This window comes from Ruegeria sp. CK1, assembly GCF_056536545.1.
In genome coordinates, this window is sequence record NZ_JBQFPX010000015.1 from 14,663 (window position 1) to 27,644 (window position 12,982).

At 56.4% G+C, this 12,982-nt stretch carries 10 protein-coding genes and 1 pseudogene; 3 read left to right on the plus strand and 8 right to left on the minus strand.

Going from position 1 to position 12,982, the window contains the following annotated elements:
- Positions 1-140 precede the first annotated feature (140 nt).
- Positions 141-560 (plus strand): annotated as a pseudogene (locus tag ACR0L3_RS20120) (DMT family transporter); the annotation flags it as partial.
- Positions 561-568: 8 nt separating this feature from the next.
- Here the strand turns inward: ACR0L3_RS20120 and ACR0L3_RS20125 are convergent.
- Complete coding sequence (locus tag ACR0L3_RS20125; protein ID WP_480747570.1) at positions 569-1,090, minus strand: glutathione peroxidase; 522 nt, start codon at positions 1,088-1,090, stop codon at positions 569-571.
- A 146-nt stretch (positions 1,091-1,236) separates the two neighbouring features.
- Between ACR0L3_RS20125 and msrB the strand changes: the two genes are divergently transcribed.
- Positions 1,237-1,686, plus strand: a complete 450-nt coding sequence (gene msrB, locus ACR0L3_RS20130) for a peptide-methionine (R)-S-oxide reductase MsrB (RefSeq protein WP_480747571.1) — start codon at positions 1,237-1,239, stop codon at positions 1,684-1,686.
- A complete protein-coding gene (msrA, locus tag ACR0L3_RS20135; protein WP_480747572.1) occupies positions 1,683-2,192 on the plus strand; it encodes a peptide-methionine (S)-S-oxide reductase MsrA in 510 nt (169 codons plus the stop codon). The genes msrB and msrA overlap by 4 nt, the downstream gene beginning before the upstream one ends.
- A 21-nt stretch (positions 2,193-2,213) precedes the next feature.
- On the opposite strand, the gene ACR0L3_RS20140 is transcribed toward msrA, so the two are convergent.
- The 7 genes from ACR0L3_RS20140 to ACR0L3_RS20170 form a co-directional block, all read right to left on the minus strand.
- Complete coding sequence (locus tag ACR0L3_RS20140; RefSeq protein ID WP_480747573.1) at positions 2,214-4,217, minus strand: hydantoinase/oxoprolinase family protein; 2,004 nt, start codon at positions 4,215-4,217, stop codon at positions 2,214-2,216.
- Positions 4,218-4,289: 72 nt separating this feature from the next.
- Positions 4,290-5,327: a tRNA epoxyqueuosine(34) reductase QueG gene (gene queG, locus ACR0L3_RS20145; protein ID WP_480747575.1), complete on the minus strand. Its 1,038-nt coding sequence runs from the start codon at positions 5,325-5,327 to the stop codon at positions 4,290-4,292.
- Positions 5,328-5,397: 70 nt separating this feature from the next.
- The gene (gene fzlA, locus ACR0L3_RS20150; protein ID WP_480747576.1) at positions 5,398-6,063 is read right to left on the minus strand and encodes an FtsZ-binding protein FzlA; all 666 of its coding nucleotides are present in this window, start codon (positions 6,061-6,063) and stop codon (positions 5,398-5,400) included.
- Between the two features lie 58 nt (positions 6,064-6,121).
- A complete protein-coding gene (mtgA, locus tag ACR0L3_RS20155; RefSeq protein WP_480747577.1) occupies positions 6,122-6,856 on the minus strand; it encodes a monofunctional biosynthetic peptidoglycan transglycosylase in 735 nt (244 codons plus the stop codon).
- A 39-nt stretch (positions 6,857-6,895) separates the two neighbouring features.
- Positions 6,896-7,810, minus strand: a complete 915-nt coding sequence (locus ACR0L3_RS20160) for a Hint domain-containing protein (RefSeq protein ID WP_480747578.1) — start codon at positions 7,808-7,810, stop codon at positions 6,896-6,898.
- Positions 7,811-7,995: 185 nt separating this feature from the next.
- Positions 7,996-12,528, minus strand: coding sequence for a glutamate synthase large subunit (gene gltB / locus ACR0L3_RS20165; protein ID WP_480747579.1), 4,533 nt, complete (start codon positions 12,526-12,528; stop codon positions 7,996-7,998).
- Positions 12,525-12,959 carry a GFA family protein gene (locus ACR0L3_RS20170; protein WP_480747581.1) on the minus strand — a complete coding sequence of 145 codons (435 nt, stop codon included), beginning with the start codon at positions 12,957-12,959 and terminating at the stop codon, positions 12,525-12,527. Before ACR0L3_RS20170 ends, gltB begins: the two co-directional genes overlap by 4 nt.
- Positions 12,960-12,982 lie beyond the last annotated feature (23 nt).

Sequence of the window (12,982 nt, forward strand, 5' to 3'; positions counted from 1 at the left end):
CATTATCTTTAATTGTCCAGTCAATCAATAAAAACGCCATTGGAAAACCTGTTGCCCAGAAGGTGTGGCTTTTTTGACGAGGCATGCTTGCGGCCCACAGAAAAATCGGAAACATTGCCAGCGATACGACAGGAGGCCCTATGGATTTACGCGCGATCGCCATGGGGCTGGTTTTTGCCTTCATTTGGTCATCGGCCTTTACCTCAGCGCGAATAATCGTTGCTGATGCGTCTCCACTGTTTTCTTTGGCGCCGCGGTTTCTGATTTCAGGTTGAATTGGCGTCGCCATTGCCCGCGCCATGGGCCAAACTTGTCATTTAAACCGGCCTCAATGGCGAGCGACTATTCTTTTCGGAATCTGTCAGAATGCCCTTTATTTGGGTCTGTACTTTTATGCGATGCAGACGGTTGAAGCTTCTCTGGCAGCGATTATAGCCTCGACCATGCCATTGTTGGTGGCATTGGCTGGATGGCTGTTTTTAGGTGAGAAATTGGGACCACTTGATTTGGTCGGAGTGGCAATCGCCACATTAGGAATTCTGGCGGTGCAGTTGTCGCGCCAGCCTGTTCAGGGCAGCAAACTCTCGACCTGACGCAGCAACTTGGTCGAATCTGGTTTTACGTTCGCGCCAAAGGTCGCAACGACCATCCCTTCCGAGTCGAGTAGGATTTTGTTGAAGTTCCAGCTGGGCACGAACCCGGTTTTAGCAGCCACAGCTTTATAAAATGGGTGCGCATCCGCGCCTTTGACCGATGTTATATCTGTCATTGGCAAGGTGAGGTCGTAGTTCAATTCACAGAACGCTTTGACCTCTTCGGCCGTTTCCAATTCCTGGTTGAAGGAATCAGATGGGACAGCAAGCACCACCAGACCGCGATCCGAGTATACCTCATGTACCTTTTGTAGAGCCTTATATTGACCAGTGAACCCGCAATGCGATGCAGTGTTTACAACCAGTACTGGTTGTCCTCTCCAGTCGTGGATCGACAATGTGCCTCCGTCGATCGAGTCAAATTCTCCGTTCATTGGGTCCGCTTGCACGGTACGGCCCAACAAAATCAACACTGTCAGCACAAGCATTCTGATCATCTTACAGCCTTCCTTGTTGCTTACATTACGCTCGAAAGCCGCTGTCAGATCACCCGCACGACTGCGCGAGTTCATTGAAACAGGGGTTTGCTTTCTTCGCCCTAACCCCCAGATTATGCCACAGAAGCAAAACGACCGGAGGAGCCATGACCCGATACACTAAATCCCCCGAGGCCGTCGCCGCCCTGTCCCCTGAAGAATTCCACGTCACGCAGCGCAGCGGAACCGAGCGTCCCGGTACTGGGAAGTATCTCAACAACAAAGAGCCGGGCATTTATGTGGACATCGTTTCAGGTGAGCCTCTATTCGCCTCGACTCACAAGTACGAATCTGGATGTGGCTGGCCCAGCTTCACCAAGCCGATCATCCATGAACATGTAGAAGAATTCCACGACGCCACGCATGGTATGATCAGAACCGAGGTCCGCTCAAAACACGGTGACAGCCATCTGGGGCATGTCTTCCCCGACGGTCCGCGCGAACAAGGCGGGCTGCGTTATTGCATCAACTCTGCCGCCTTGCGGTTTATTCATCGTGATGAGATGGAAGCGGAAGGTTATGGCGAATACCTAATCCATGTGGAGGAAATCCAATGACTGAACAACGCGCCGTTCTAGCCGGGGGTTGCTTTTGGGGCATGCAGGATCTGATCCGCAAGCTGCCGGGCGTTTCTCGCACCAGCGTCGGCTACACTGGTGGTGACGTCCCCAACGCCACCTATCGCAACCACGGCACCCATGCCGAAGGGATCGAGATCTTTTACGACCCAACCGCAATCACCTATCGCGAATTGTTGGAGTTTTTCTTCCAGATTCACGATCCGACCACATTAAACCGTCAAGGCAACGACCGCGGAATGAGCTATCGCTCGGCCATCTACTTTGTTGATGACGACCAGAAACAGATCGCGCTGGACACAATCGCCGATGTAAACGCCAGCGGTATTTGGCCCGGTAAGGTCGTGACCGAGGTGGAACCCGCAGGCGATTTTTGGGAGGCAGAGCCTGAGCATCAGGATTATCTGGAGCGCATCCCAAATGGCTATACCTGCCACTTCCCCCGCCCCGATTGGGTTCTGCCGAAACGCGACGCGGCTGAATAAGTGGGTGGGCCCCCTGCGGGGCTACCCTGTTGCCACGCGGGGCCGACCGCTTGCCTCGACCGTGATCAGCGCCTCGACGAACACTTCCTGCGCTTCGATGCGGGCCGTACGGATATCCCGGTCAACCACAACCCGGATGTCCGCTGCCCCGGCCTGACGCACGGCGCTTTCCGCTTCGTTTCGCAGAACTGATTCAAGCATATCCAATGCGGTGCCGGCTTCGGTGAAGTCCTTTGGGCCGTCTTCCAGATGCACCCTGAAACGCCCCTCGGATGGCGACGTCACCGTGCCCGACCGGCGCAAGGTTAGTCGACCAACAACAGCACCGATGGCATTTGCCACCCCCGCATGTTCGGGCAGGATCATGCGGGCGTGCAGCCTTTCACCAACAGCCGGGTAATAGCAGGGGGCTGACGCGCCCAACCCAACAACATCAACGTTTAACGCTGCGTCCAAAGCCAGTAACCCGCGATGGCGGGACAAGCCTTTCCGAGTCAGCACGTGCCGAGCAAGCTCAGTTGACGAAACGCCAAAGTCATCAGCTTCTTCTGCAAAAGCAGTCTCTAACAAGGTCAAAGTGGTTTGCTCAGTGAGTTGATCCACAATCATCTGCGCCAGTGCTTCGGGAGATGTGGCCAACCTATCTCCGGTACCAACCCGTTTGCGTGCCACCAGCTCCAGCGCCTTCTGGGCAGCTTCTGCATCCCAGGCGTTCAGCCTGCCCAGCACGTGGCTCGCATCTGATGGGGTTACACCCGATACTTGAACGATCCCACGATCCACCAAACGTGCCAGGGCGCCGTTTTCCATTCGAGTGCGCAGCAAGCTACTCAACGGCAGGACCTTGTCTTCCAATCGTTCCAACAGCGCTTCTTCGCGCGCACCCAACCCCTCGGCATGAATTCCGGGAACTTGTCGGGCAAACCTTGTGTCATGTTCACCAACTGTCGTAGCCCGCAGTTGGGCATCCAGAGCGGAATGCACGACCTCCGGTGCTTCGGATGCGATAAGAGAGACAGGTAATACCCGTCTTGGGCCAAGGAATACCCCTCCGCCTAAGCCTTCGGTCACTACGTGCACCTGACTGTCGCCGCCTAACCCGTACGTGCGCATTGCGACGGCTTCGACCATAGTGCGAAACCCACCAACCTGAGCGCCCGCCGAGTCAATTGCAGGTTTGCCATCGCGGATCAGTGCAACATCTGTCGTGGTCCCGCCGATGTCCGAAACCAAAGCGTTCTCAGCCCCAGTCAGCCAGCTAGCCCCTACGATCGAGGCAGCAGGACCGCTGAGGATCGTCTCAATCGGTCGTTCCCGCGCCTGCTCAGCGCTCATTAACGCGCCATCACCGCGCACAACCATCATTGGCGCAGTTATGCCAAGTTCCAGCAACCGGTCCTGCGCCCGACCGATTAGCCGGTCTATCATCCCAATAAGCCGTGCGTTCAAGACAGCTGTCACTGCTCGTTTCGGCCCATTCAGCTTGGCCGATAAGTGGTGCGAACATGTCACCGGTGCGCCTGTCTTGTCTGCGATTATCCGCGCAGCTTCCAACTCATGCGCAGGGTTACGCGTAGCGAACTGAGCCGCCACTGCAAAACCAGAAATGCCTTTATGAGAGTCTAAAAAGGTTTCAAGCGCTGCTACATCCATCGGCGCGGCTTCGCCCCCCGCATGGGTGTGACCTCCTGATATCACCAAGGCCGGGTCACCCTTTAACGCCTCTCGCAACCCATGCTTATCTAGGTCGCTGTCTTTGAAACCGATATAGACCAACGCCACGCGCCCACCTTGCCCCTCGACCAGCGCATTGGTGGCCAGAGTTGTCGATAAGGACGCCATCGAGATTTGATCTGGTGCAACTTGCGCCGTTTTCAGAACTGCCTGAATGGCTTTGCCCACGCCAATCGCCAGATCGGCACGCGTGGTGAGCGATTTGGCCGAGGCAACCACCTCTTTTTCATCCCGGATCAGCACCGCATCAGTATACGTTCCGCCTGTATCCACACCCAAAGCCAGAGCCATCGGGTTCTCCTTCCTGTTCGCTGAAGGTGGGTTTAGCGGTTTGGACCGACACGTCCAGCCTGTTTGCGGCACTTATCGCAACCGTTGCACCGCCCAGCGCGCGGCATCTGCAACTGTGGGGTCCGAATCCTCGGTCAAACCCTGCGCGACCGAATGCAATTCGTGCCTGCCCGAGTTTCCGATGGCGTAAAGCACGTTGCGCACAAACCGGTCGCGCCCGATCCTCTTGATCGGTGAACCGGAGAACTTCGCGCGAAAAGCCGCGTCATCCAGCATGGCCAGATCCTTGAGCGGAGGCATCCGTAGATCATCGCGTGCCGCATATCGGATATCGCTCGCCGCGACGGCAAATTTGTTCCACGGGCAAGCTGCCAGACAATCGTCACACCCGTAAATACGATTACCTAACTTGGCTCTTAGCTCTTCTTCCACCGGCCCCTTGTGCTCGATCGTCAGGTAAGAAATGCACCGTCGCGCGTCCAATTGGTAAGGCGCTGGAAAAGCATCCGTCGGGCACGAATCCAGACAAGCGCGACAGGACCCACAATGATCCACCTCAGCCATGTCAGAAGGCAGGTCCAGTGTAGTAAAAACAGAGCCTATAAAGGCCCAACTTCCCCAATCTCGGCTCACAAGGTTGGTGTGCTTTCCCTGCCATCCCAACCCTGCGGCATGGCCCAGTGCTTTTTCTGGCACCGGAGCAGTATCTACAAAAACCTTCACCTCTCCACCGGCCTCGGCAATCAGCCAACGCGCCAGCCGCTTCAGTCTTTTCTTGACCAGATCGTGGTAATCCTTGTTCTGTGCGTAAACTGAGATCGCTGCCTTGTCCGGGTAGTTCAGCACTTCGGTCGGATCATTCTCAGGTGTATAGCTCTCGGCTAACATGATCACGGACTTAGCCTCGGGCCACAATGCCGCCGGATCTCCTCGCCAGTGCGCACGCTCGGCCATCCAGCCCATCTGCCCGTGATACCCGGCCTGTAAAAAAGCCTGCAACCGTGCCGGAACCTCTGGAACATCCCAAGGGCGGCATATGCGGCAGGACACAAAGCCTTCGCTCAGAGCTTGCGCCACCAGTTTTTGTTTTAAACCCGATCCGCTTTTCATCTGGCCAAAATATCCTCGGGGGGAATCGCGCTACAGCGCGATGGGGGGCAGACAGCCGCCCTGCAACCTATCAGAAATCCAAATCCGCGTAATGCGGCGGCGGCCGGAACCCCGGTACCTGATCCGCAAGTATCGACCGGAACGCCGGTCGCGACTTTATTTTGGCGTACCAGTCCTTGACGGCCTGCGATCTGTTCCAATCGACATCCGAGATATAATCCAACGCCGACAAATGCGCCGCAGCTGCAAAGTCGGCCAAAGTCATTTGATCCCCTGCCAACCAGCGGCGGTGATCCAGCAACCATGCCATATAGTCCAGATGATACTTGATCGCGCGGGCGCCTTCCTTGACGTTCTTGCTGTCCGGGTAGCCTTCGCCCGTCACTTTTTTGTTCACCCGTTCATAAAGCAGCTTCGAGGTTACTTCATGATGAAACTTGTCATCGAACCAACCAACCAGACGGCGCACCTCGTACCGTGACTCTGGTGTCTTGGGCATCAGCGCCGGCTCTGGGCGCGTTTCTTCGATATATTCACAGATAGCCGCGCTTTCCGCCATGACCTGCCCGTCCAGCCGCAATACCGGTACTTTACCTGCCGGGTTACGGCGCAGAAAATCCGGGTCTTTCTCCCAGTATTTCTCTTCGACCAGCTCAACCTCAATCTTCTTTTCTGCCAATGACAGACGGACCTTGCGGCAATACGGGGACAGGGGAACGTGAAACAAACGCGCCATGAGCTTCCAATCGAACCAGTGTATACACACCAGCTTTAGCCTTGAGGGGCGATGAGTTTCAATCCTCGAAACAATCTGCGCGACCATCTGCGCGGATGGTGGCCGCCCCATCCAGTATCGATGCCGCCCGCCTGCGTGTATAAACAGACGGATCAGTGACAGATCTGTTGCGTGGCGAGGGCAGAATAGCAGCAATACGCGCAGCTTGGACCGGGCTCAATCGCGCAGCAGGCACATTGAAATTGCTTTGTGCCGCAGCTTCCACTCCAAAAACACCCTGTCCGGTTTCTGCCACGTTCAGATAGACCTCAAGAATGCGTTGCTTGCTCCAGAAAATTTCGACCACCGGCGTGATCGAAGTTTCTAACGCTTTGCGCACCCAGCTCCGGCCTTGCCACAAAAAAACGTTCTTCACCACTTGCTGCGTGATGGTCGAAGCCCCGCGCGACCCGCCATCCTCCAACGCATCTCTGATCGCTTCGACGTCAAACCCCCAATGCAGGCAGAAATTGGCGTCCTCGGCAGCGACTGCCGAACGGGCCATGATAGGCGAAATCTCTTCGATCGGAACCCAGTCACGTTCGACTTTGCCCAACCGGCGCCATTCAGACCAAATCGTATGGGTCACCGGAGGATTGACCACCGAATACAACATCACCAGACCCACAACAAAAGCCACCACACCCAATCCGATGCGAGTCACCCAACGGCGAACCGTCGACGATGTTTGCTTTTTTGTCTTCGACGCCTTGCTTTTCTTACCGCTCGACTTGCGCACTGCTTTTTTTGCCATGCCTTTGCTATACGACGCGACGCTGTTGTTGGGAACGGTTTAAATCGCCAAAGCGCGCGCTTCACGCGGGCGAATGACCGGACGCGCGGTTTCTGGCAGCGCTACGTTGCAGGCACCTAGTTCCGGGAACAAACGCAATATTTCCGCCTGCGTTTCTCGGTCTGACTGCGAAATCGCATGGCCGGGATAATAGCTTTCGCTTTTTGCGCCATTGGCAATCACGATCTCATGCCGTGAAAAGAGCAAGTGAAGGTAATCGACTTTGCCGCCTTCAACGCGGGTGACCGTGTCCCCATTGACTAGACAATGCGCCGCGATCAGTACCTCAGAATGCCCAAACAAGTAAGGTGCCCGCCAATCTTCGACAAGCATCCGATGTTGTGGGGAAACGGTCAGCGGTCGATCCAGCCCAAGCACCCCGGCATCAAACCGGATAGGGGCCAGCTTGCCTTTCGCCTCGACGCTGGTCCGGCCCACCCACAACAATGGTTGAGCGCCGTGATCTTCGGTGGTGATCAGGTCGCCAGGTTTCAGATCCTCGACCCGGCGCGAACCATCGGGCGTTTCGATCAGCGTACCTAGTGTAAAACAGGTCGGGCCAAGATCGCCAACATCCAACGGCCCCTGAGTGGTAACGAATGTAGACGACACAAACGTGCCGCTTTGCAGAACCTGATCGTCGGTCGGTGTAAAAACACGTGTGCCGTTTGCAAGGTAAAATGTTGTGCCCGTATAAGTGACGTTTCCCACATTCGGCACGTTGATTGTCACGGTGTCGCCCGGCCATGATCGGGTAACATCCTGACCGTTTACTGTGTCGTTGTTGAACCGGTCAATATCGTCATCGTCATTCTGATCGACGAGGTCGTAACTCTGAACCGTCAGTAACGTACCGACCGCCGGCGGGCTCGCCGGGTCCATGTCGAAGAACTGATCTGTATATGTCGCCGGCATGCGACTGCTCCTGCAAATTTGAACAATTAGGCCGCAGTTTGACCGCAAATCCCGAAGAAACTGTGACCATAGCTAGGCCAGATCCGGGAAAAAAGGCATAAAACCCAATGCTTTGCCAAAAAATAGATAAAACCCGCGTGTTTCCAACGACACGCGGGTTTCATGATCAGCAACTTTAATCCGGTTTATTCCGCCGGAACAGCGGTCGCCTCGGTTGTCAAAGGATGGCTGAGCTTGTTCAGCATCTCTTTCGGGCAGATCTGCAGGAAGTTGGCTTTTTCTACATCCCAGTGTTGCAGAATATCAGCAGCTTTACGGCTGAACGTCTCCGCCTGATGGGTTTCGATCAGCGATTTCAGCTGATCTTCCCAGTGGTCGACGGTTACAGGGCAGGTCACTAGCGTTTCCTTGTTCATCAGCGCCTCGGCCTTGCCTTCCGGGTCATACAGATAGGCCATACCACCCGTCATACCCGCGCCAAAGTTGGCACCGATGTCGCCCAGAATCACCGCAACACCACCGGTCATGTATTCACACCCGTTGGAGCCGCAGCCCTCAATGACCACTTTCGCACCCGAGTTCCGGACAGCAAAGCGTTCACCGGCGCGACCCGCTGCAAAAAGGTAACCGTCGGTGGCACCGTACAGAACAGTGTTGCCGATGATCGTGTTGTCGTCCGCCTTCAATGGGCTGACTTGCGGTGGGCGTACAACGATCATACCGCCAGAAAGTCCCTTTCCGACATAGTCGTTGGCGTCACCAGATACTTCCAGTTTCAGCCCCGGCGCGGCGAACGCACCCAACGACTGACCGGCAGAACCTTGCAGCTTTACGTGCAGGTGATCAGGCTGGAATGTGTTCCGCATTCCAAAATTCTGCACAATATGACTGGAGACACGGGTGCCCACGGTCCGGTGCGTGTTCTGCACCGCATAAGACAGCTGCATCTTCTCACCGTCTTTCAAGAACCGGGCCGCGTCGCGCACAATTTCCGCATCCAGTGTATCCGGTACTGCATTCCGGTCCTTGTCGCGGTCGTACACGATATCATGCGCACCATCGACGGTGATCAGCAGCGGATTCAGGTCCAGATCATCCAGATGTGCCGAACCGCGGCTGACCTGAGCCAGAAGGTCGGCACGACCGATGATCTCGTCCATGGAACGTGCACCAAGGCTGGCCAGCAACTCACGCACTTCCTGTGCGTAGAAGGTGATCAGGTTGACGACCTTATCCGCATTACCGGTGAACTTGGCGCGCAGGCTTTCGTCTTGCGTACAAACGCCGACCGGGCAAGTGTTCGACTGGCACTGACGCACCATGATACAGCCCATCGCGATCAGAGCGGCGGTGCCGATGCCGTATTCCTCGGCCCCCATCATTGCTGCCATGACGATGTCACGACCTGTGCGCAAACCACCATCCGTCCGCAAGGTCACACGGTCGCGCAGGTTGTTCATTGCCAGAACCTGATGCGCCTCAGTCAGACCCATCTCCCACGGCAGACCGGCGTATTTGATCGAGGTCGCGGGTGATGCACCTGTACCGCCGTTGTGACCCGAAATAAGGATAATATCAGCTTTTGCCTTGGCCACACCGGCGGCAATCGTGCCAACACCCGAAGACGCCACCAGCTTAACTGTCACCTTGCAGCGCGGGTTGATCTGTTTCAGGTCATAGATCAGCTGCGCCAGATCCTCGATCGAGTAAATGTCGTGGTGCGGCGGCGGTGAAATCAGCGTGACGCCCTTGGTCGAATGACGCAAACGCGCGATCAGGTCGGTCACCTTCATACCCGGCAGCTGACCACCCTCACCCGGCTTTGCACCCTGGGCGACCTTGATCTCAAGCTCTTCACATTGGTTCAGGTATTCAGCGGTCACGCCGAATCGACCCGAAGCAACCTGTTTGATCTTCGCCGACGGGTTGTCACCATTAGGCTCAGGCACAAAGTGTGCGGGGTCTTCGCCACCTTCGCCCGAGTCAGATTTCGCACCAATCCGGTTCATCGCCACGTTCAGCGTCTTGTGCGCCTCAGGGCTCAGCGCGCCCAATGACATGCCCGGTGTCACGAACCGCTTGCGGATCGACGTGATCGATTCCACTTCTTCAATCGGAATCGGCTTGCCCAGTGGCTTGAAGTCCATCAGATCACGCAAATGGATCGGCGGGTTCGACTGCATCTTGGCCGAATACTGTTTCCACAATTCATACGAGGCGCGGTTGCAGGCCATTTGCATCATATGCATCGAGGTCGCTTCCCACGCGTGGGTCTCACCCGATTGCCGCGCCTTGTAGAACCCGCCGATGGGCAGCACGTCCAGACCACTTTCCCAGCCTTTGGCATGAATCTCTTCAAGCTTGGTTTGGATACCGGTTACACCGATGCCCGAGATGCGGCTGGTCATGCCGGGGAAATATTCAGCCACCATCGCACGGCTGAGACCTACGGCTTCGAAATTCAGACCGCCCCGGTAAGAAGAAATAACCGAGATCCCCATCTTTGCCATGATCTTGAGCAAACCCTGGTCGATGGCTTCGCGATAGCGTGCGACATTCTCGGTCAATGTGCCGTCCAGCAACCCGCGATCAATGCGATCAGCCAGCGAGTCTTCGGCAAGATAGGCATTCACAACAGTCGCGCCACAGCCGATCAACACAGCAAAGTAATGTGGGTCAACACATTCCGCCGACCGTACGTTGAGCGAGCAGAACGTCCGCAACCCCTGACGCGTCAGATGCGAGTGCACCGCGCTGGTCGCCAAGATCATCGGCATCGCCACACGACCCTCGCCTGAGTTCATGTCGGACAGGACCAGATGCCCCGCGCCGGAGCGGACGGCCTCTTCTGCTTCGGCTCTAACACGGGCTAAAGCGGCACTTAAAGAACCGCGACCGGGTTCAAAGCTGCAGTCAATCTCAGCCAGCGGAGATCCAAAATTCTCAACCAGCTTGTCCCAGTGCGCATTACCGATAAAGGGACTTTCCAGCACGATAATCTCGGTCTGGCTGCTATCTTCGTCCAAGACGTTCTTTAGGTTGCCAAAGCGCGTTTTCAGCGACATCACCCGATATTCGCGCAAGCTGTCGATCGGCGGGTTGGTCACCTGACTGAAGTTCTGGCGGAAGAAATGGCTTAGCGGTCGGTATTGCTTGGACAGAACCGCCGAAGGGGTATCATCGCCCATGGACGCAAGGGATTCCTTGCCGTCTTCGGCCATCGGCGCAAGAATCTGCTCCAGTTCCTCAATGGAATATCCCGCAGCGATCTGACGCTTACGCAGCGTTTCACCGGTGAAGATCGGTGCCTCGGTCACTCCGGCCAGCGTTTCATCCAGATCGTTGATCTTTCCGACCCACTCGCCAAAGGGCAGCGCGCGCGCCAGCTTGTCCTTGATCTGCTTGTCGCGGAACAGCTTGCCCTTTTTCATATCGACGGCCAGCATTTGTCCCGGACCCAGCGCGCCCTTTTCAGTTACGCTGGCTTCATCGATCGGGACCATCCCGGCCTCGGATCCAGCGATCACCAGACCGTCGCCCGTTACGACATAGCGCATTGGACGCAGGCCGTTCCGGTCCAGACCGGCGCACACCCAGCGGCCATCAGTCATCGCCAGCGCGGCCGGGCCATCCCATGGCTCCATCACCGAGTTGCAGTAGGAATACATGTCGCGCCAAGCCTGGGGCAGCTCGACCGCCTGCTTGGACCAGCTTTCCGGCACCAGCATGGTTTTCGCCATTGGGGCCGAACGGCCAGCGCGCACCAAAACCTCAAAAACCGAGTCTAATGCAGCCGAATCCGACGATCCGCCTGCGATGATCGGTTTGATATCCTCGGCGTAATCCCCAAAGGTCGACGACGCCATGCGAATCTCATGGCTCTTCATCCAGTTGATGTTGCCCTTCAGCGTGTTGATTTCACCGTTATGGGCCAACATGCGGAACGGCTGCGCCAACCACCATTGCGGGAAGGTATTTGTCGAATAGCGTTGGTGGTAGATGGCAAAGGCGGATTCAAACCGCTCATCCATCAGATCGGGGTAAAAGACAGCAACCTGCTCGGCCAGCATCATACCCTTGTAGATGATCGACCGGCACGAGAGCGACGCCAAGTACATCCCTGAAATACCGGCTGCAGCCGCAGCCTTTTCGATGCGGCGACGGATGACGTACAGTTCGCGTTCGAAGGTTTCTTCGTCCACACCTTTAGAGTTCGAGATCAGAATTTGCTCGATCTCGGGGCGTGTGGCGTTGGCTTTTTCACCCAAGCAAGTCACATCCACCGGCACGTGCCGCCAACCGTAGATGTAGTAACCCATACGTAGAACTTCGGTTTCTACGATGGTCCGGCACTGTTCCTGCGCACCGAAATCGGTGCGGGGCAGGAAGACCTGACCAACCGCGATCAACTCGTCCAGATTGGGCTCGTGCCCGGTGCGACGGATCTGGTCATAAAAGAAAGGAACAGGGATCTGCACGTGGATACCCGCGCCGTCACCTGTTTTGCCATCGGCGTCGACAGCGCCGCGGTGCCATATCGCCTTGAGAGCGTCGATGCCGGCATCAACAACCCTACGCGACGCCTTACCGTCGACAGACACAACAAGACCAACACCGCAGGACGAATGCTCTTCTTCTTCGGAATAGAGACCATTTTCCGTCATCCACTGACGCTTGGCTTCCTCGGCCCGTACCCAATCGGCATCATATTTGGTCATTGGCTGTCTCCTTCTTCCGGCAGGGCGTACATGGCTTCGACCTGCGTCTTGGTCATCTGTTTGCGTTCACCTGCGAACGCGTACCCTTGCGGCTTTTTGTCGATATAAAGTTCCAGATGCAGCGGGTTGCCTGTGTCTTCGAACAGGCCCGCTGCCATTTGTGTTTGTCCGTGCATCTCGCCCGGCAGAGTGATCCGGTACCACAGTGTCGACCCGCATTCGCTGCAAAATGACCGTTCGGCCCAGTCGGACGAGGTGTATGTTTTCACCGGTCCCAAGGCGGCATATCCGGGTTCGGCCTGAAATGTCACCAGCATAGAGCTGGTCCAGCGACGGCACTTATCGCAATGACACGCGCCCAGCGAATCCCGCGCCGGGGTGGCGGTCACAGTGACCGCGCCACACATGCATTGGCCTTGCAATTCGGGCATACGCCCCTCCTGTCGCTGGGCTG